This is a genomic window from Rasiella sp. SM2506 (assembly GCF_050859505.1).
In the GTDB taxonomy this organism is placed as follows: domain Bacteria; phylum Bacteroidota; class Bacteroidia; order Flavobacteriales; family Flavobacteriaceae; genus Marinirhabdus.
Window position 1 is genome coordinate 2,057,211 of record NZ_CP193934.1, and the last position, 19,651, is coordinate 2,076,861.

Below are 19,651 nucleotides of genomic sequence, written 5' to 3' on the forward strand. Positions count from 1 at the left end.
TGGTGTCTTTTTTTAACGCTTTTTTTATCAGTTTCGTTTATAGTTGAATGCTACTTCCAAAACTTTTTCCTTTTTTAGGGATGAAATTTTGTAGCTATAAAATATTGATGTGTGTAAGCCTGGCTAAATAATCGAAGTTTTTACCTCTTTTAACAATTTCAAATGTAAATTCGTTTGCTTCGGCTAATTTTTGAAACAAGGTTTCGTGAAGGTATAACCAAGGAAATGGTGCTGAAGTCTCACCCTTATACCTCATGGTGAATTCCAACTCGCCATAATACCGCTGCTGCGGCACCCAAATGCTACCATCTTCATTACGGTCGTACATATATTGCAGATCGCTGGAGTCTATGAGTAGTTGTCCTTTAGGAGCTAAAATGCTTTTTAAATGCTGAAGGTATTCTGTTGTTTTTTCAACCGTTTCAAAAATTCCAGTACCATTCATTAGGAGTAAGATGGTGTTAAAGGTTTCTTCAGTTACCTCTAAAATATTTGCTTGTACAGCGTTTTGAATCCCACGGGCTTTGGCGACTTTAATAGCACCTTCTGAAATATCTATAGCTTTTACTTGCAATTCTTTTTCTTGCAACCAGAGAGAATGGCTACCGGCACCGCATCCCACGTCCAGAATTTTTCCCTGGCATTCTTTGAGCGCACGTTGTTCTAGTTTGGGCATTTCAGAAAAACTTCGATAGAGATAGGGAAGGGGAAGCGTATCGTCTTCACTAATGTTTGTAGTGGTGATGATGTCTTCGGTATAGTTTCCGTTGTGGTAGTCCAGAAGTGCTCTTCCTAGAATATCGGTCATTTGGTGAAATGGTTAGTTAGTGAATTGGTGAATTGGTTTTATAGTTATTCAACTTTTAAAAATCATAAATCATAAATCATAAATCATAAATCGTAATTTGTACTTTTGTACAATGGAAGAAATCCTCCAACAACTCCCACAAAAAGCCAAAGATACGCATACGGAGAACAAAAAGTTTTTCGCAAAGCTGAAGAAAAGGCCACCGAAACATTTGGATTCGCTTATGCAGGAACTGCACGATGCCGAGTTTGAGCGTACCGATTGCCTTAGCTGTGCCAATTGTTGTAAAACGACCGGACCTTTGTTTACAAATAAGGATGTGGAACGCATTTCAAAACATTTCCGGATGAAGCCACAACAGTTTATACAAACCTATTTACAAGTAGATGAGGATAATGACTACGTGCTGCAAAGTGTGCCCTGCACATTTTTAGGAGCCGATAATTACTGCAGTATTTACGACGTGCGTCCCAAAGCGTGTAGCGAATTTCCACATACCGATAGAAAGAAATTTCAGCAAATCTCTAATCTTACCTTAAAGAATGTAGCTATTTGCCCTGCAGCGTTCAATATTGTGGAGGAAATGAAGAGACGGGTGACTCAGTAATTCAGTGGCAGTAGGCAGAAAAGTGTCTCCTATGTAGTAAAGTTATATCTTCTTAAGAGTTCATAATATATCTACTCATATAATAAATATCCCTTTCGCATCTTCTCATAAGCCTTCAGCCCTTCCTGCCACGTTTTTTTAATTTCGCGGGCGGTATAGCCTTGTTCAATTTGCTCTTGTAATGTTTCGGTACCTGCAAGCTTGGTAAAAAATGAATTAAAGAAGTCTTTTTTCTTTCCGTTGGCAACATAGGCTTCAATAAGCCAATCCAAATTGAGACTCTCCAGTTGTGGATAGTTACGTAAGTCTTTTCCATGGCACACTTCACCTTTAAACTTAGGGCTTTTTGAGCCTTCGTTGGATTGTGGGGTGAAGGTGAAATCATAAAATCGCTCTGGTAGAGACGGAGCCCCAAAAACTTGGAATTGCATATTGGTTCCGCGACCCGCACTCACAAAAGTTCCTTCAAAAAAGCATAGGCTAGGGTAGAGGGAAATAGCAATAGTATTAGGTAAATTGGGTGATGGATTTACAGGCAACGAATAAGCTGTTTTATGAGTGTATCCTTCATTTTTAATTATGGTAATGTCGCAAGTTACCCCATTGGCCAACCATTTTTCACCATTAATCATTTGGGCATATTCGCCAATAGTCATTCCGTGTACCACAGGAACAGGATGCATGCCCACAAAACTAGCGTGTTTTGGTTCTAATATGGGGCCGTCAATATAATGTCCGTTGGGATTGGGACGATCTAAAATAAGCAAGGGAATACCTTGCTCGGCACAAGCTTCCATTACATAGTGCAAGGTAGAAATATAGGTGTAAAACCTGGCACCTACATCCTGAATGTCGAACACCATAATATCAATACCTTCCAATTGCGCTTTGGAAGGTTTTTTGTTATTTCCGTAGAGAGAAATAATAGGCAAACCTGTTTGGGTATCTATGCCATCTTTCACCACTTCACCAGCATCTGCCGTACCTCTAAAGCCGTGTTCAGGTGCAAAAACTTTCGTAATAGTAATAGCATTCGTACTCATATAATCTACGATATGCGTCTTTATAATTTTATTATTTCCAGGTTGACCTTCCTCGAAAGTGGCAAGATTTTCTATAATTACACTGGTTTGGTTTGCTACTACGCCTACTTTTTTATTGTTCAATAACGGAAAGTACACACCAGGTTGTTCAGCTCCTGTGATAATATTGTTGTTCAAGCTGCCTACTTCTTCTAGAGACCCAACTTCCATTTCTAGCAGGGTTTTCTTTTTAGCTCTGTCTTTATCACGCTGTGCATCGGCTGTAATAGCTTCTCCTACTTGTATGATATCGTTTAGGGTACCTTCATCTCCTTCGTTAGTTTCAGTGTAGGTACTTCCGCAGGAAAAAAATGCAAGAGATAAGATTAATATGGTATTTTTGAAGAGTACTAACCGCATAATTTTATTTGTGAATTTCGAATTTTTCATCGCTCGGCGCATCATCGCTGCCAAAGACCATAAAAGTAGTATTTCGGGGCCAATAATAAAAATTGCCATCACAGCAATTGCGCTCGGGATAATTATGATGCTGGTAAGTGTTGCCACCAGTATGGGATTGCAAAAAAAAATTCGCGAAAAAGTTTCAGCTTTTAATGGCGATATTATTATTACCAACTACGATACCAACCAAAGCAACGAGTCTCAAATACCTATTAGTAAAAATCAAGACTTTTATCCCAATTTCACGCAAGTAGAAGGGATAAAACACATACAAATTACCGCTCAAAAAGGCGCAGTTATCAGAACCGAAAAAGATTTTGAGGGCATTGTTGTAAAAGGCGTAGGAAGCGATTATAACTGGCAGTATTTTGAAGAATTTTTACGGGAAGGAAGACTCCCGAACTATACCGAAGCCGCTTTAAATGAAGAGGTCTTAATTTCAGAATACCTCGCCAATCGATTAGACTTAAAACTTAATGACAAGGTAGTTACCTTTTTTATGCAAGAAGGGAACACTCAAAAAGCACGTCCGCGTGGGTTTGATATTGTGGGGATTTACAATAGCGGTTTTCAGCAATTTGATGAGCAATACCTTATTGCCGATATACGTCACATCCAGTTCCTTAATAAATGGGAAGAAGACCAGATTGGTGCTTTTGAAGTGTTTGTAGACGATTTTGACAGCATAGATGCTATTGGTGGACAGGTGTATAAAACCATAGATAGTGAGTTGGACTCGGTGACTATTCGCCAGAAATACGGGTCTATTTTTGAATGGATCGATCTGTTCGATTTTAATACCTATCTCATTATTGGGATTATGATTTTGGTGGCAGGTATTAATATGATTACCGCTTTGCTCGTCCTAATTTTAGAGCGCACCCAAATGATTGGAATTCTAAAAGCCATGGGGAGCAGCGATTGGAGCGTCCGGAAGATATTTTTGTACAACGCCATGTATTTAATTGTAGTTGGGCTGTTTTGGGGAAATGTTATTGGCTTAGGACTGTTGTTAGCACAAAAATATTTTAAACTTTTCCCTTTAAATCCAGATACCTATTATGTAACCGAAGCTCCCGTGTATTTGGATATGGGCTATATTCTGGCGTTGAATGTAGGCACCTTCTTGTTGTGTTTGGTAATGTTGCTAGTTCCTAGTTATATTATTGCCAAGATTTCTCCAGTGAAGGCGATTCGATTTGAGTGAAACAATTTTTCTTTTAAATGGGGGTTGTTTTATTTGTCTCCAAGAAAACGTTGTTCCATTTCCTGTGAGGTGGTTTTGCCTTTTCTTGTGAAGTTCTTCCAATTAAGTTACAAAAAAGCATAGAGTTAGAATGATTGTTTTTAGAATAGTCACTTACATCAATAATTTATAGGAAAATTAAAGATTTTTTGTATTAAGGTTTTACCTTTTTTGTAATGTGGTTGCTTATTTCTACAAATTAATTTTTTTCAAATTGAAAATTATAATTATTATTTACTAAAAATACAACTTTTGGTTAAAATCAATGATAGATAAAGTTAAAGTCTTGAATGCTAGCAATTGTTTAAGTTAAAAGAAAATTAAATTCTTAAAAAAGTTAAAGGTAATATACTGCGTGGTGGTTTTTATTTTTTTTTTTTTTTCTTCGCAGAGTATTTCAAAAGTTGCGCAACTTTATATGTATTAACTAACAATTATTAATTTTTAAAATTTACTTTATGAAAACAATATCATACTTTTTTTCGTTTTTAATTTTATTCCCAACTTTATACTCTTGCGCTAAAGAAACAGAGATTTCTGAAAAATACGAGTTAACAATTATAGATGTCAGTCAATTTCAAAATTCAACATCAAGAGTTGCGAGTACGACATATAATCCACTTCTTTCATTACCTACATATCCAAATAACGGAGCTTTTGTTACTTTACAAAATTGGAAGAATGATGAAGGAATTAATGTTAACTATCCTAATACAATATCTCCAATGATGAATAATGATTATTGGACTAACTATAATATTATTGAGGATATGAATATTTTTACTAGTGCTGAACTTAATGTTATAAATTCTTTAGCCAATGACATTCAAGCTGGATTTAGTGTACAAGCATCGGTGAATAACTTTCAGAATGATATACAAAATCTCCCTTATTATGCACAAAAGCAAAATATGTTTAACGCTATAGCGAATGGACTATTAATGTTAGATAATGCATTTCCTGGCCAATATTTCCAAAATCGAAATCCTTGTGCCAGAGCAACAGTTGGATTAGTACTTGCTTTTGCAGGTCTTTGCGTTTCTGGTGCGACGGTAGTTGGTGCTGCAGTTGGTGCTGCTGGTTTTATTTGGGCTTCAGCTGAAATGGGTAATGCATGTAAAAGATAGAATATGATTAAAGTTAAAAGAATATACATTTTCGTATTATTTATCATCGTTTTAATGTTCTTGGGATTACAAATAGCTAATTTAAGGGATGTTAATTTTGAAGATGGTGGTAACTTATTTTGGAAATTATCTCCAATTTATGCACCAATCTTAACTAGTCTTGCCCTATTTTATGTGCTTTACATAAATAAAAAAAGATAATCCTTTTTAACAAATGAAGAAATGACCTGCAACCGAAAAATCGTTGCAGGTCTTTGTTCTTCATCGTACCTTTGCACCTTCAAAATATCCTATGAAATACGCAAAGAACATCCTAGAAACTATTGGTAACACGCCTTTGGTAAAAATAAACAAGTTAGCCGAAGAAATCCCAGCATTGGTACTTGCTAAATACGAAACTTTTAACCCAGGTAACTCGGTAAAAGACCGTATGGCTGTGCAGATGATTGATGACGCCGAAGCAGATGGCAGCCTTAAGCCTGGCGGAACCATCATTGAAGGAACTTCTGGTAATACAGGAATGGGACTTGCCCTGGCCGCGATTGTAAGAGGCTATAAGATGGTATGCGTTATTAGCGACAAACAGAGTAAAGAAAAGGTTGATATTTTAAAAGCCGTGGGAAGTAAAGTGATTGTGTGCCCAACTAATGTTGCACCAGAAGACCCGCGAAGTTATTATTCCACCTCAAAACGGTTGGCTGAAGAAACACCAAACAGTTGGTATGTAAATCAGTATGACAATCCAAGCAACGCCAAAGCACATTATCTAAGTACAGGCCCGGAAATCTGGGAACAGACCGATGGTAAAGTAACGCATTTTGTAGTAGGTGTAGGAACCGGCGGAACCATTAGTGGTGTGGGAAAATACTTAAAAGAACAAAACCCAGACATAAAAATTTGGGGAATTGATACCTACGGAAGTGTTTTTAAAAAATACCACGAGACAGGAATTTTTGACGAAAACGAAATCTACCCGTACATTACTGAAGGAATAGGAGAAGATATTTTACCGAAAAATGTGGATTTCTCTATCATAGATGGGTTTACGAAGGTAACCGATAAGGATGCAGCTATTTATACCCAGAAACTAGCGAAAATTGAAGGGATGTTTTTGGGGAATTCGGCAGGGTCTGCTATGAAAGGACTGCTTCAGCTAAAAGAACATTTTACTAAAGATGATGTGGTAGTGGTTCTTTTCCACGATCACGGAAGTAGATACGTTGGCAAAATGTTTAACGATGAATGGATGAAAGAACGCGGATTTGTAGAAGACGAAATAACCGTAGCCAGCGACCTTATAAAAGACCATGCAGACAAACCTTTAGTGACGGTACGTACCGAAGAATTGGTAAGCCATGCTATTGAGCGTATGAAAGCTTATAAAATCTCACAAATCCCTGTAGAAGACACCACTGGGTTTGTAGGGGCTTTAGATGAAACCGATTTACTTCGGAAATATTTAGACAACAAAGACGTAGCAAATCTTCCTATTAAAGAAGTAATGCACAAGGCGTTTCCAATCGTTCAAAAAAATACATCTATTGAAGAAGTTTCAAAACTGATTCATAAAGAGAACAATGCTGTACTGGTAGACTTGGGAGATGGAAAATACCACATTATTACGAAGCACGATATTATTAGTGCATTGTAGCCTTTTGTTGTTAAAACATCTTAGTTAAGATTAAGTAATTTGCATTTCATGAAATATAAGGGTTGGATTCTCCTCTTTTTTGTAACGTCAATTGGCTTTTCTCAAAATGTAGTAATAACACAAAGCGCAACAAATGTATCCTTGTATCATACAGAGGTATTTTTGTTAAACGATGCAGATAACCGTCTTGTTTTTGTTCAGAAAAATAAGAAGGATATCCATATTACTCTTTATGGAGTGAATTTTGAACCGGGCGATCAATTTGTCCTAGCTGAGGTTTTAGATGCTAATCAGCAAATGTTACTTTCCTCTGTTTATGATAATAAACTGGCCATCCTAACAGGAAATTCCAGTAGAAAAAAACTCACAGCGCTGCATATAGATTTAGATACTAAAAAAGTTCTGTCAAAGACTGAACTTCCAAAGTTGAGAGGAGAAGGGTTGTTGCAAACTTATTTTTATGAGGGAAGCCATTATATTCTTTCGGTAAGTCTAGATAGTGAGGTACTGTTTTTTCAGAAGATTGGACCAGAAGGTGTTATTAAGAAGGAAACTTTTGATTTGTCATCCTACACTTTCAAAACAAAAACAAGTAAAAATGAAAGTTTAAAATACCTGTTTAACTATGCGGCCCCAGATCTTCAAAAAATCAACGATACATTTCCGTACACGCTTTTACAAACATCTTCCAAATGTAAGAGTTACCAACTAGATGATCGTATACAAATTACATTGGATCATGATGTTTCAAAAACTATGATTTTGGAAATTGACCTTCCGGAAATGACGTTTGAAATGGTAGAAATTGAAAAGCCATTATTAACAAAAGGTACTTCTGGAAATTCCAATAGTTTACTCCATGGTGGACGTATGTATCAATTGATAATGGATACTAATGAAATGATATTGGAGGTAAAGGAAAGCGCAACACTACAATCACTTTACACCTACAGGGTAGGAGCCGACGAAGAAATAGTTATTAAAAATACACCTATCATTTTGGAAGGAGCGGCCTATGCAAGCAAGAGAAAATTAGGTAAGACACAACAGTTTTTAAGAAAGGTTTCAAATTCCAATCCAGCAATTTCAGTACATCAACTAGAGGATCAGTTGCAGGTGGTTTTAGGAGGAAGTGTGCAAATGGCATCTGGTATAAGCGATTTTGGTGGTACAATGCTTCTCACGCATTTTAGTTCAATTCCACAGATACTTTCAACCAATGAAAATGCTCGTACTACTTATATTCAATGTTTATTCGATGAAGATTTTAAACACCTTGATGGGAGTATTGTGCAGACAGTGTTTGATAAAATAGAGCGTTATCATACCGAAAGTGATCTAAAAAAAGAAACCTTAGAAACGATTGTTGATTTTAATGAAAGTTACATCTACGTTGTCTTGCAGGATGATGAATATCGATTTGTGAAGTTTGACAAATAGGTGTAGAGGAAATTAGTATACACTAGATAGCATTTTTTTAGTATCTTTACTAGGCTGAAATTCATTCAGTTACAGCTCCCCGCTTTTTACTACCATGAGAGAAGATTTTCTGCATTATGTGTGGAAGTATCAAAAGTTCAGCACCTCAAATCTCCATACTGTTACCGGGGATGAGGTGGTGGTGATACATCCGGGACAGCATAATTTTAATTCGGGGCCAGACTTTTTTAATGCGCAATTAAAAATTAAGGATCAATTGTGGGCAGGCAATGTAGAGCTACATATTAAATCCAGCGATTGGTATGCGCACGGGCACGAGATAAATGATGCGTATAACAGCATTATTCTACACGTAGTTTGGCAGCACGATACCGATGTTTTTAATAAAAACCAAGAACCTTTCGATACGCTTCAGCTAAAAAAATACATTGATAAAGCTGCTTTACATAGTTACAAAACCCTTTTCTCAACCGAGCAAAAATGGATTAATTGTGAAAAACAATTTCATACTGTAGATGCGTTTATAATAGAAAATTGGCTGGAGCGATTGTACCTGGAACGATTACAGCAAAAATCTGAACAGATCCTTCAGCAACTAGCTCAAAATAATAATCACTGGGAAGCACTGCTATTTCAAATGCTTGCAAAAAATTTCGGCCTAAAGGTGAATGGGGAATCGTTTTTTAGTATTGCGAATTCGTTGGATTTTTCGGTGCTACAAAAATGCAGAACGAATATCTTCGACCTGGAAGCCTTGTTGTTTGGTCAGGCAGGCTTGCTCGAGAAAGAGCCGACCGATGAATATTTCAAAATCCTTCAACAGAAATACATCTATTTGGCGCATAAATTTCAATTAAATACTACTTCGGTCATTGCTCCCAAATTCTTTCGATTACGTCCGCCCAATTTTCCAACAATTAGATTGTCTCAGCTAGCTGTTTTGTATGTAGATAAAGCCCATTTATTTTCAGCAATTCTCCATGCAAAAACAAAAGAGGAGTATTACGAAATTTTAAACTGTAACGCTAGCAGCTATTGGAATACGCATTTTAATTTTGGTGTTTCAGCCACCAAAAGAGGGAAGGGGCTTACCAAAAAGTTTATGGACTTGTTGCTTATAAACACTGTGATTCCTATAAAATTTTGTTATGCACAAAATCAAGGAAAGGATATTTCAGAAGAGTTGATGGAACTAGCGGCGTCAATTTCTAAAGAGGAAAACACCATTGTTAACCGCTTTAATAGTTTGCTACCCATTGCAAAGCATGCTATGGATAGTCAGGCTTTGCTGCAGCTTAAAAATAGCTATTGCGATCCAAAAAAATGTTTGGATTGCGCTGTAGGGAATTCTCTTTTAAATAGGGGGTAAACTGTAGTACTTAATCAAAATTTCCCTAATTTGCGGGTATGCTTACGCTGGTATATAAAATACGCTATTATTTTGAGAAACATGGCTTCTATGTGTCTTCCCGCCTGGCAGATAGACTCGGGATGCGGGTTAAGAGCGTTCGGTTGTTTTTTATCTATGTGTCTTTTGCTACGCTTGGAATTTGGTTTGCTGTCTATTTAACGCTAGGTTTTTTACTTAAGTTGAAAGACTTAGTATATACCAAACGTACATCGGTTTTTGACTTATGAGAAGACTATTCAAATCAAAGTTAACCCTGGCAGTCACGCTACTGCTCATTATCTTTTCGGTAGGTGTTTTGGGATATAAAATACTATCTGAATATTCCTGGGTAGATGCATTTTATATGACTGTGATTACGATTACAACCGTAGGTTATGGAACTATTAGAGACTTGTCGCCAAGTGAAAAACTGTTTACCTCTGTATTAATTATTTGCAGTATTTTTATTGTAGGGTATGCTTTCAGTGTGATTACCGAGTACCTTCTTAGCAAAAACAACATTGGTAACTTTAAAAGAAAAAAAGTGCAACAAAAAATAGATGTTTTAAAAGACCATATTATTGTTTGTGGGTATGGAAGAAATGGTAAACAAGCCGTGCATAAGTTAGAAGCCTACAAGAAAGAATATGTTGTTATTGAAATGAATGAACAAATTGTGACTCATGAACAGGAGGGAGGGAAGCTTTTTATTGAAGGCAACGCTGTAGAAGACGAAGTGCTATTACAGGCAGGTCTTGAAAGAGCCAGTACTTTAATTTGTGCACTTCCAAGTGATGCCGATAATCTTTTTGTAGTACTTTCAGCACGACAACTTAAAAAGGATTTAAAAATTATTAGTCGCGCAACCGAAGAAACTAGCTTTCAGAAATTAAAATTGGCGGGTGCAGATAACGTGATTTTGCCAGACAAAATAGGAGGAGACCATATGGCCAATTTGGTGGTAACGCCAGACTTGGTCGAATTTTTAGACAACCTTTCGGTTTCGGGAAGTGCAGATAGTATTAATGTGGAACAAATCCCGTTTGAAAAAGTTTGCCCTAATGGAATCGAACAGGCCATCGAATTATTGGACATTAGAAGAAAAACAGGTTGCAGCATTATTGGCTACAAAGCACCTAATGGGAATTACATAGTGAATCCGGAACCTTCTTTAATCGTCGAAAAAGACTCCAAACTTATTCTAATTGGGAGACCAGAACAAATTGAGAGTCTCAAAAATATCTATAATGTTTAAGAGAATGTTAACTTTTTAACGGCGAAAATTTGAAATCTGCCGTTTTTTTTAGCATCTTGCTCGTTCTTAAAATTTAAATTCAATCAAAAACCAAATTATGAAGAAATTTCTTCTTTCTCTATTTACCCTATTAGTCCCAATACTAACTTTTGCGCAAGATGCAGAAGAAATAGGTTTGGATCAAAAAATAGATCAGGCCTTTCAGCCTATATCCGATTTCTTTTCGGCTGTAATTTTCTTTGAGATAGCACCAGACACGCCATTTGTTATCGTGTTATTAGTATTAAGTGCTTTATTTTTTACGTTGTATTTCGGTTTTCCTAACATTCGTTTTTTCGGAAAAGCAATTAATACCGTTCGTGGAAAATATGAAGATATAGAGAAGTTTGGCGCTAAAGAGCTGTATGGTGAAGGTGGTATAGCACAGGGACAGGATATGAACAAGGTTGAAAGTATCGATAAGCACCTAGAGACTGTGGACGAACTTGCCATAGATGGAGATATTAAAGATACTATTAGAGATGAGAGTAGCGATGGTGAAGTTTCTCACTTTCAGGCATTGGCAACTGCAGTTTCTGGTACCGTAGGTAATGGTAACATTGCCGGGGTAGCGTTAGCAATTGCTTTAGGGGGTCCGGGAGCAACCTTCTGGATGATTATATGTGGGTTATTGGGGATGAGCACAAAATTTGTAGAGTGTACCTTAGGAGTTCAATACCGAGATGTGGGTGAAGATGGAACTATTTATGGAGGGCCTATGTACTACCTAAGCAAGGGATTAAAAGAACGTGGCTTTGGAATGTTAGGTAAAATTGCTGCGGTAATTTTTGCCATTTTTTGTATTGGAGGTTCTTTTGGTGGTGGAAACGCTGCACAGAGTAATCAGGCAACTATTGTGATAAAAGAAATGTTTGACTGGAACAGTACAGCTGCAGGAGCAATTGTAGGTATTGTATTGGCCATTTTAGTAGGGATCATTATTATTGGTGGTATTAAACGTATTGCTAAGGTGACCGAAAAAGTAGTGCCGCTAATGGCAGTGCTATACATATTATGTTGTTTGTTTATCATTTTTAGTAACTTCTCATTAATTGACGATGCGATTGGCCTGATTGTTCAGGAAGCATTTAATCCAACTGCTATTGGAGTAGGAAGTTTAATAGGAGTGTTGTTAGTAGGATTTAAAAGAGCAGCGTTTTCAAACGAAGCAGGAGCAGGTTCAGCTTCAATTGCGCATTCAGCTGTAAAGACAAAATATTCGGCTTCTGAAGGTCTAGTGGCCTTGTTAGAACCTTTTATTGATACGGTTGTAATTTGTACGATGACAGCCTTAGTAATTATTATCTTTAATTTTGGTGGCTACTTTGAGTACGGAGATGCTACTGGAGCTGGAATGGTAGTAATTGACGGAATTTCTTACGAAGGTGCTGGTATTACCGCAAAAGCATTCGCAGAATATATTCCATATTCTAATGTATTCTTAACCATCGCAGTAGTGTTATTTGCAGTTTCCACAATGATTTCTTGGTCTTATTACGGGCTACAATCTTGGAAGTTCTTATTCGGAAGAGGTAGAGCTGCAGATATGACTTATAAGCTTTTATTCTTATTATTTGTGGTAATTGGTGCAGCAGCAAGTATGGGTTCTATCTGGGCATTCTCGGACGCAATGATTTTTGCAATGGTATTCCCTAATATGATAGGTCTTTTCTTCTTGTTTCCAGTTGTGAAAAAACAATTGAACCGTTACCTAGATGCCATTAAACTGAAACGTGACGCCATAGAATAGAGAATAGCAAACAGACAACTCCCCTTTTTTAATTTAAAAAGGAGCGTTATGTCCAAAAATAATTTAAAATCCCACTTTAGGTTTGCCAAAAGCGAACAGAGTGGGATTTTGCTTTTTGCAGCCATTATCATTACATTATTGAGCGTTTATTTTTTTGTAGCGTTTGAAACGGAAGAAGCCTTAGATACTTCTTCTGCTGAAGTACTGCTGAAACAAAAACAGATAGATTCGCTGCGCCTTGTTGAAATGGAAGCTCGTACCCCGAAACTATATCCTTTCAATCCAAATTTCATCACAGACTATAAAGCATATACACTTGGAATGCCAACCGAAGCTTACGATAAATTGCAACAATTTCGGAAGGAAGACAAATGGATCAATAGCATATCCGATTTTAAACGTGTAACGGGAGTTTCGGATGTATGGCTGGATAGCATGTCACCGTATTTCAAATTTCCAGAATGGGTCACCCATCCTAAGACGAAATCTAACTATACCTCCAAGTTTGTAGATTTTAATACAGAAAAGTCTTTCAGCCAGAAAATAGATTTAAATACAGCCACGACCGATGAATTGCAACAAATTTCAGGAATAGGAACAGCCTTGAGTGAACGTATTGTTAACTATCGAAATACATTAGGCGGGTTTACAGACGATGTGCAATTGTACGAAGTGTACGGATTATCACCACAAGTTGTGGAACGAACCAAAAATTTATTTACAGTAAAAACCCCTAAGCCCCTAGAGAAACTGAACATAAATAAAGCCTCGGCATCCGACTTGGCCACCATTCCCGGAATTAGTTTCGACTTAGGAAAAAGGATGTGGGAATTTGTAAAACTACGGGAGGGAATTAAGTCACTGGAAGAGCTTGAAAAAATTGAAGGCATCACTGCCAACAAAATACAGCGATTTCAATTATATTTGTTTGTTGAATAAATTTTTATGAAGGTCTTACAAAACGCTTCAGAAAATATTCCAAACCCCAAAAATTCAAAACAAACAAGATGAGCGTATATTTTACCGAAGAGCACGATTTTTTCAGAAAAAGTTTTAAAGATTTCCTTCAAAAGGAAGTAGTCCCACATATTGAAAAGTGGGAGAAAACGGGCCATATAGAACGTTTTATATGGGAAAAATTTGGTGAAATGGGTTATTTTGGAATCAACTATCCAGAGCAGTATGGCGGGTTGGATTTAGATTTGTTTTACACCGTTATCTTTTTGGAAGAATTACAGAAAGTAAATTCAGGCGGATTTGCAGCAGCTATGTGGGCACACGCTTATCTGGCACAGACGCATTTAAATAAAGAAGGAAACCACGAGCAAAAAGAAAAATATTTAGCGCCTAGTATCACAGGAGAAAAAATAGGGTGCTTATGTATTACCGAACCTTTTGGAGGAAGTGATGTTTCTGGAATGCGCACTACGGCCGTGAAAAAAGGAAATACGTATGTCATCAACGGGTCTAAGACCTTTATTACCAATGGCGTGTATAGCGACTATTTAATTGTAGCTGCCAAAACATCGCCAGAGTTAGGGAATAAGGGGATCAGTATTTTTGTGATGGACCGTGATACACCAGGTATCTCTGCTACAAAGCTAGATAAATTAGGGTGGAGAGCAAGTGACACAGGTGAAATAGCCTTCGATAATGTAGAGATCCCTATCGAAAATTTAATGGGTGAGGAGAATAAAGGTTTCCCGTATATTATGCAACACTTTGCCTTAGAGCGCCTCATTATGGGAATAAACTCACACGCGCGAAGTGAATGGGCGCTGGACTACACTATTGAATATATGAAAGAACGTGTGGCGTTTGGAAAATCCATTTCGAAGTTTCAGGCATTGCGTCATAGAATTGCCCAAATGGCTTCCGAAAATGAGATGTGCAAAACATTTAATTATGTTACAGCACAGCGTCTGGATCAAGGGGAATATGTGGTGAAAGAAGCAACCATGTCAAAATTAATTTCAACCAAAGTTGCAGATGAAATAGCCTACGATTGTGTTCAGATGCTTGGTGGTTACGGCTATATGGAAGAATATCCGCTGGCAAGAAATTTACGTGATAGCAGGCTAGGGCCTATTGGAGGGGGAACTTCCGAGATTCTACGTGAGATTATCTCCAAAATGGTGATTGAAGGTAAAAATTACAAGCCCGCTACATAACCATTTCCATCCTATGGCGTTATTTGGGAAAGAAACATTCAGATTTAATGAATGACCTTATGAAATGCCTAATATCAATTAATAAATCAATAGAAGATGTAAACGGGGCATTCCATCTTTCTATGTATTAAATATAGTGTAAAGATGAAATTTCAATCCATCAGATTATTTAGTGTACTAGGTGTTTTATGCTGTTTTATAAGTGCAAAAGCCCAAAAGGAAATCTCCAACACTGTTGTAGATTTTACAACGCAAATGCCCATAGAGAGTGCCAGCGTTTATATTGAAAATACAACAATTGGTACCGTAACAAATACAGATGGAAAGTTTTTATTATCTGTGCCAGACGAGCATCGTAGCGATACGTTGGTGGTTTCTTCCATTGGATATAAAAGTTTTCGTACGCCCATTAATGATTTTGATGAAACCTTCAGTATTTATTTGGAAGAAGATGTAGCCTCGTTAGACGAGGTGCTTATTGTTGGTTCTACAAGACCTAAAACAGGGAATGACATCGTAGTTAAAGCGCTCGGAAAACTGGAGAGCAACCTGCCAAAACAAGCGTATCTTCTAAAAGGATTTTTACGACACAAAGAACGTAACAAAAAAGAATACAAGTGGCTAATTGAAAGTGCCATCACACTCTATGATTCCAGTTACGCCGCAGGCGCCGAAGAGTTTCTAAAAATTAACGTAGACGAAAACCGAAAAAGTTATGACTTACGTGATGTAGATAGCTTGTTTTCATACTATACGTATTTAAAAAATACAAGACGAATGGATTTGAAATCCCGACAAATGCGTCGTGATACCATACAAACTTCTTCTTTGGTGAATGCTATAAAATGGAATGATGAGCGTATAAATGGGTTGGACAACCTTTTTAAAGGACGTTTAAACCTAGTGCGGAACTCGAACAATATAGGAGCACTTTTTGGGAAAAACGTGTTGGAAAAACATCAATTTAGATTGGATACGGTTTTGGTGGACGACGGTCGGAAAATCTACAAAATTGAAATTGATCAAGGCGAAGATTTTGCTGGATTAAACACCCCGGGGATTTTTAACGAAGGTTTTGCCCCCAAAGGATGGATTTATATTTACTGGGACAACTACGCTATAAAAAAGGTGGAATATGAATTGATAGCAGCTTCAGATGTGCAGAAAAAACGTAGCAGAAGCCTTTTTGGAACCACACTTAACCACAAATTGGTAATTACCTACAAAGAGTTTGAAGATAAAATGTACCCGAGCTATATCTATTATGAAACGCCTAAGTTGGTGAATATTGGCGATCGGTCTTCAGATAAATTATACAAAGAGACCGATAAGCTAAAAGAGGAAGAAGAGGAACAGTTCTACTATACAACCCAAGAAATACTATTTACTGAAATCATCCAAGACCCCATGGAGGTAAAGCAAGAACTTACAACCTCGCAATGGTCTGAGGATATATTTCTCGCGCGACCCTATAATAAGGAATTCTGGAAAAACTACAACGTCTTGTTGGAGAGCAAAGAAGAAGAGAAACTTATCATGGATTTGAGCCAGCGGGCTTCTTTGTTTAAACAATAGATCAATTTACGACGTACCAGTAACAATTTTTGATGTGCGATTCTTACATAGTAACACATCTGCATGGTATTTGAAAAAGAATAAGAACCACTCTTTTTGAAAACCCAAAATACCCTATTACATTCCCTGTATTGTTTCTCAGGAAGATAAACAACTAACAAATTGTCTAGTATCCAATACATTGATCACTTAAAGTTGTAAAAGTGAAATGATTAGTACTCCAGTCGTCTTCAATAATTTCTGAAATTATCTACATAGTAGTTTTCGAAAGTTTTTAAAACACACAAGGAGAATTTTCTTCGCTCTTTACAGAAAATCGCAAAAAAAACTTCTTAAGGTTTTTTTTGGAACGATGTTACAATATAATTGAACAATAGTAGCATCTCGCATTTTTACATACTACTAGATTTGTGGTACACAATCTTTAAAACAAATACCATGAATGCAAAAACAGCACTTTTTTGGATTGGGACTCTATTTATAATTAATAGTGTACTAGCCCAAAAGCAACAAACCGTAAGTCAAGAACAAGTAGAGGAAGTTCAAAACTTTAAAGATTTTCTAACTCCTAAGCTTAAAGATCTTTATATAGAAGCAACGTTGTTAGAGAACACTACACCACAACAAATTGAAGCCAATAGGTTGGCGATTAAGAATGCTTGGATGGAAGTAGATTCAGAAAAAGCGGCACTTTATAAGCCACTCAGTAAAGAGGGCATGACAAATAGCTATATAAAATCTGTCACAACAAACCATCGTCTGGATTCGCCTACCGACCCTGATCTTTCTCGATGGGAAGTAAATACCCTAGTTCACGATAAAGATATTGATGGAGGGGTAGATTTGGTGGGGTTCGATGATGGTTCCATATTATACGCCTCAAGCTATCAAAATAGACCAAATGGGTTGCTTCACCTGTATCGTTCTGAAGATCGTGGCGACTCCTGGGCATTTGCGACTAATATTTCCTTTGGTCAACCCTTAGAAAAACTGGAACTTTTAGCCTTAGACGCTCCCAGTGGTGATAAATATTTGTTAGCTTTCATTCTTTTTGAAAATAAACAATTTCGTGTATACCAATTTAATTTAACCACGATGGCGCCTTTAGTATCTCAAGGGATAGCTACAGATGTGGTAGATTTTACTGTGGATAGAAATTATCCTGTCAACACCATGAATCAACGCGTTTTTGGAGTTTTTACAATCACCAATGGTAATTTATATAGTGCTCGTTCTACTGCAGGTAGTTATGGGTTTGATTGGGTAGATGAAACAATTATAGATACCCAAAGAAACAAGCCCTCATTAGCTTACGGCAGAAATGGTGCTTTGTATAATGCAGCCGTCCACGCAGCTAATGGAAATCTCTACGTTAGAACAAATACAAATTTTAACGACCCTTTGGCTTGGGAAGGCTTTGAAATTATAGAGGATGGTACGATAAGACAATCTTTAGACCCTACCATACGGGCAGAGAGAAAACTTCTTTCTGAAGATAATGTTTTAGTAGTGTGCTCTTCCAGAGATGCCGGCACGGCAGATAACTTTACCCTTAGAACCTATAGAAGGGTTAACGAAGGGAGTTTTGTAGGCGCTAGTATAAGCGTTCCAGACGACATAAGTTTCCGGTATGCTGATAGTTTTATAGATTATACAAATGACTCTCAAATACACATAGGGTATTTAAGACATTCCACAGATGCTTCTGAAAAAAATAGGGCATTACAGAGTTTTTATGATGGGAGTACACTTAATGCCGCTACAACTACTTCTTTCGAAGAACTGGATGTATTTCGTGAATTTCAAACCCTGGCAATACTTACCACAAGCACAACAGGACCAGTGGAAGAGCCCATGATGGTGTTTGTAGGTACCACCGAAGATGGACTCTTTGGAAAAGGATTGTATTTTGATAAAGAATCGAGTATTTTAAATATAGAGCGCTTTAATATTCAGGAAATTCAATTATTTCCAAATCCTGCCCGAGAAGAAATTTCAATAAAGGTTCCTTCAGGAGAATTAATGCATACAATTACTATTTATGATAGTACTGGTAAAATAATAAGTAGAATTCCTATACATACAAATACGCAAATGATACCTACTTCAACACTATCTAAAGGAATCTATATGTTTACTATAGAAACAGATCAAAGAACCGTAACAAAAAAAATAATTAAAATATAAACTATTCTCCTATCATAAGTGCTCATAAATTAAGAAGCCTGTTAAATATAGGATATGAGCATAACATCAATCTATTTTTTAATTAAAAAAAATGAATCCATGAAAATATATATTTTAGCCTTAGTAATAAGCATTACTGCGCTAGGCTGCGCAAAATAGCACTTCAACCACTCCTTCTGTATCGGTTTACGGAACAACTACTTACAGTGTAGAAATTATAGCCTACAAGTAAGTGTAGCGTTAAGTGTTACAGAATCGAAACAGTCAGGAGTTCCTTACGCAAGTTTAGAAGTAATGAAAAAAGATTATTATAAAGAACTTACTGAAATAGGAGTTGATGCAACCCTAATTGTAGAAAACCAATTAGAATTTTTAAACACAACTAGAAAAGGAGATGGTGCTTTTTTGGAATTTATAACTCACGATATAGTTTCTTTTAAAAAGTTTTTGGATGTTACCATACCAGGCATGTATATGGACACTATATTATATAAGTATAAAATAAAAGGGAAAACCCAAGAACAGATTATAAAAGATGCGCTTGCAGATGCAAAGCAACATGCAAATCGAATAGCGCTACAGTTGGGAGAAACGTTAGGAACAGTAATTTCTGTTCAGCTACTACAATTGCCCAATGAAAATAAGTGGAATTTTTACATGTACGATCCTCCACAATTAAGGGTGGATGTTAAATATATGCTTCTATAATTGAGTAAGCTAAGAATTGAATCCTTGGTTCTATTTTGGGATCTTTATAAAGTGTGTCCCGTTCTAGAATAGGTTGAAATTATGTCTACTTATTTTAAACTAGGACCATTAGATTAACTATTTCCAAATTTAAAAAGCTGCGATGGGTTTTTGCTATTGGGTGCTTGCTTAGCTGTTATACTTTTCATTTTTCAATATCTTTGTTGTGCTTTG

The 19,651-nt window shown here is 36.8% G+C and carries 17 protein-coding genes; 15 read left to right on the forward strand and 2 right to left on the reverse strand.

Going from position 1 to position 19,651, the window contains the following annotated elements; translation table 11 throughout:
• Nucleotides 1-94: 94 nt before the first annotated feature.
• Complete coding sequence (locus tag ACQ2HF_RS09405) at nucleotides 95-808, reverse strand: class I SAM-dependent methyltransferase (RefSeq protein ID WP_432410176.1); 714 nt, start codon at nucleotides 806-808, stop codon at nucleotides 95-97.
• 112 nt (nucleotides 809-920) lie between these two features.
• Between ACQ2HF_RS09405 and ACQ2HF_RS09410 the strand changes: the two genes are divergently transcribed.
• The gene (locus tag ACQ2HF_RS09410; RefSeq protein WP_432410177.1) at nucleotides 921-1,415 is read left to right on the forward strand and encodes a YkgJ family cysteine cluster protein; all 495 of its coding nucleotides are present in this window, start codon (nucleotides 921-923) and stop codon (nucleotides 1,413-1,415) included.
• Nucleotides 1,416-1,486: 71 nt separating this feature from the next.
• Here ACQ2HF_RS09410 and ACQ2HF_RS09415 read toward each other — a convergent pair whose 3' ends face one another.
• A complete protein-coding gene (locus tag ACQ2HF_RS09415; RefSeq protein WP_432410178.1) occupies nucleotides 1,487-2,857 on the reverse strand; it encodes an exo-beta-N-acetylmuramidase NamZ family protein in 1,371 nt (456 codons plus the stop codon).
• Nucleotides 2,858-2,867: 10 nt separating this feature from the next.
• Here ACQ2HF_RS09415 and ACQ2HF_RS09420 point away from each other — a divergent pair, with 10 nt between their 5' ends.
• The 14 genes from ACQ2HF_RS09420 to ACQ2HF_RS09485 all read left to right on the forward strand — a co-directional run bounded on the left by ACQ2HF_RS09420 (nucleotide 2,868) and on the right by ACQ2HF_RS09485 (nucleotide 19,438).
• Nucleotides 2,868-4,106 carry an ABC transporter permease gene (locus tag ACQ2HF_RS09420; RefSeq protein ID WP_432410179.1) on the forward strand — a complete coding sequence of 413 codons (1,239 nt, stop codon included), beginning with the start codon at nucleotides 2,868-2,870 and terminating at the stop codon, nucleotides 4,104-4,106.
• Nucleotides 4,107-4,603: 497 nt separating this feature from the next.
• On the forward strand, nucleotides 4,604-5,272 hold the full coding sequence (locus tag ACQ2HF_RS09425) for a hypothetical protein (RefSeq protein WP_432410180.1): 669 nt from the start codon (nucleotides 4,604-4,606) through the stop codon (nucleotides 5,270-5,272).
• A 3-nt stretch (nucleotides 5,273-5,275) separates the two neighbouring features.
• Nucleotides 5,276-5,473: a hypothetical protein gene (locus ACQ2HF_RS09430; protein WP_432410181.1), complete on the forward strand. Its 198-nt coding sequence runs from the start codon at nucleotides 5,276-5,278 to the stop codon at nucleotides 5,471-5,473.
• 91 nt (nucleotides 5,474-5,564) lie between these two features.
• Nucleotides 5,565-6,923: a pyridoxal-phosphate dependent enzyme gene (locus ACQ2HF_RS09435; RefSeq protein WP_432410182.1), complete on the forward strand. Its 1,359-nt coding sequence runs from the start codon at nucleotides 5,565-5,567 to the stop codon at nucleotides 6,921-6,923.
• Nucleotides 6,924-6,971: 48 nt separating this feature from the next.
• A complete protein-coding gene (locus tag ACQ2HF_RS09440; protein ID WP_432410183.1) occupies nucleotides 6,972-8,363 on the forward strand; it encodes a hypothetical protein in 1,392 nt (463 codons plus the stop codon).
• A gap of 94 nt (nucleotides 8,364-8,457) precedes the next feature.
• Entirely contained in the window at nucleotides 8,458-9,732 is a 1,275-nt protein-coding gene (locus tag ACQ2HF_RS09445; protein WP_432410184.1) for a DUF2851 family protein, read from the forward strand.
• A gap of 38 nt (nucleotides 9,733-9,770) precedes the next feature.
• On the forward strand, nucleotides 9,771-10,001 hold the full coding sequence (locus ACQ2HF_RS09450; protein WP_432410185.1) for a PspC domain-containing protein: 231 nt from the start codon (nucleotides 9,771-9,773) through the stop codon (nucleotides 9,999-10,001).
• A complete protein-coding gene (locus tag ACQ2HF_RS09455; RefSeq protein ID WP_432410186.1) occupies nucleotides 9,998-11,008 on the forward strand; it encodes a potassium channel family protein in 1,011 nt (336 codons plus the stop codon). The genes ACQ2HF_RS09450 and ACQ2HF_RS09455 overlap by 4 nt, the downstream gene beginning before the upstream one ends.
• A gap of 97 nt (nucleotides 11,009-11,105) precedes the next feature.
• Nucleotides 11,106-12,797, forward strand: a complete 1,692-nt coding sequence (locus ACQ2HF_RS09460) for an alanine/glycine:cation symporter family protein (RefSeq protein ID WP_432410187.1) — start codon at nucleotides 11,106-11,108, stop codon at nucleotides 12,795-12,797.
• Between the two features lie 48 nt (nucleotides 12,798-12,845).
• The gene (locus ACQ2HF_RS09465; protein ID WP_432410188.1) at nucleotides 12,846-13,736 is read left to right on the forward strand and encodes a ComEA family DNA-binding protein; all 891 of its coding nucleotides are present in this window, start codon (nucleotides 12,846-12,848) and stop codon (nucleotides 13,734-13,736) included.
• A 68-nt stretch (nucleotides 13,737-13,804) separates the two neighbouring features.
• Entirely contained in the window at nucleotides 13,805-14,968 is a 1,164-nt protein-coding gene (locus tag ACQ2HF_RS09470; RefSeq protein WP_432410189.1) for an acyl-CoA dehydrogenase family protein, read from the forward strand.
• 144 nt (nucleotides 14,969-15,112) lie between these two features.
• Nucleotides 15,113-16,543, forward strand: a complete 1,431-nt coding sequence (locus ACQ2HF_RS09475) for a carboxypeptidase-like regulatory domain-containing protein (protein ID WP_432410190.1) — start codon at nucleotides 15,113-15,115, stop codon at nucleotides 16,541-16,543.
• A 438-nt stretch (nucleotides 16,544-16,981) separates the two neighbouring features.
• Entirely contained in the window at nucleotides 16,982-18,730 is a 1,749-nt protein-coding gene (locus tag ACQ2HF_RS09480; RefSeq protein WP_432410191.1) for a T9SS type A sorting domain-containing protein, read from the forward strand.
• A 294-nt stretch (nucleotides 18,731-19,024) separates the two neighbouring features.
• A complete protein-coding gene (locus tag ACQ2HF_RS09485) occupies nucleotides 19,025-19,438 on the forward strand; it encodes an SIMPL domain-containing protein (protein WP_432410192.1) in 414 nt (137 codons plus the stop codon).
• The last annotated feature ends 213 nt before the right edge of the window (nucleotides 19,439-19,651 follow it).

What these genes read in the sequence shown, in the direction of transcription:
- ACQ2HF_RS09465 (WP_432410188.1), top strand. Translation starts at nt 12,846, where the DNA reads ATGTCCAAAAATAATTTAAAATCCCACTTTAGGTTTGCCAAAAGCGAA.
- ACQ2HF_RS09460 (WP_432410187.1), top strand. Translation starts at nt 11,106, where the DNA reads ATGAAGAAATTTCTTCTTTCTCTATTTACCCTATTAGTCCCAATACTA.
- ACQ2HF_RS09415 (WP_432410178.1), bottom strand. Translation starts at nt 2,857, where the DNA reads ATGCGGTTAGTACTCTTCAAAAATACCATATTAATCTTATCTCTTGCA.
- ACQ2HF_RS09405 (WP_432410176.1), bottom strand. Translation starts at nt 808, where the DNA reads ATGACCGATATTCTAGGAAGAGCACTTCTGGACTACCACAACGGAAAC.
- ACQ2HF_RS09455 (WP_432410186.1), top strand. Translation starts at nt 9,998, where the DNA reads ATGAGAAGACTATTCAAATCAAAGTTAACCCTGGCAGTCACGCTACTG.
- ACQ2HF_RS09480 (WP_432410191.1), top strand. Translation starts at nt 16,982, where the DNA reads ATGAATGCAAAAACAGCACTTTTTTGGATTGGGACTCTATTTATAATT.
- ACQ2HF_RS09470 (WP_432410189.1), top strand. Translation starts at nt 13,805, where the DNA reads ATGAGCGTATATTTTACCGAAGAGCACGATTTTTTCAGAAAAAGTTTT.
- ACQ2HF_RS09485 (WP_432410192.1), top strand. Translation starts at nt 19,025, where the DNA reads ATGAAAAAAGATTATTATAAAGAACTTACTGAAATAGGAGTTGATGCA.
- ACQ2HF_RS09410 (WP_432410177.1), top strand. Translation starts at nt 921, where the DNA reads ATGGAAGAAATCCTCCAACAACTCCCACAAAAAGCCAAAGATACGCAT.
- ACQ2HF_RS09475 (WP_432410190.1), top strand. Translation starts at nt 15,113, where the DNA reads ATGAAATTTCAATCCATCAGATTATTTAGTGTACTAGGTGTTTTATGC.
- ACQ2HF_RS09445 (WP_432410184.1), top strand. Translation starts at nt 8,458, where the DNA reads ATGAGAGAAGATTTTCTGCATTATGTGTGGAAGTATCAAAAGTTCAGC.
- ACQ2HF_RS09435 (WP_432410182.1), top strand. Translation starts at nt 5,565, where the DNA reads ATGAAATACGCAAAGAACATCCTAGAAACTATTGGTAACACGCCTTTG.
- ACQ2HF_RS09430 (WP_432410181.1), top strand. Translation starts at nt 5,276, where the DNA reads ATGATTAAAGTTAAAAGAATATACATTTTCGTATTATTTATCATCGTT.
- ACQ2HF_RS09450 (WP_432410185.1), top strand. Translation starts at nt 9,771, where the DNA reads ATGCTTACGCTGGTATATAAAATACGCTATTATTTTGAGAAACATGGC.
- ACQ2HF_RS09425 (WP_432410180.1), top strand. Translation starts at nt 4,604, where the DNA reads ATGAAAACAATATCATACTTTTTTTCGTTTTTAATTTTATTCCCAACT.
- ACQ2HF_RS09440 (WP_432410183.1), top strand. Translation starts at nt 6,972, where the DNA reads ATGAAATATAAGGGTTGGATTCTCCTCTTTTTTGTAACGTCAATTGGC.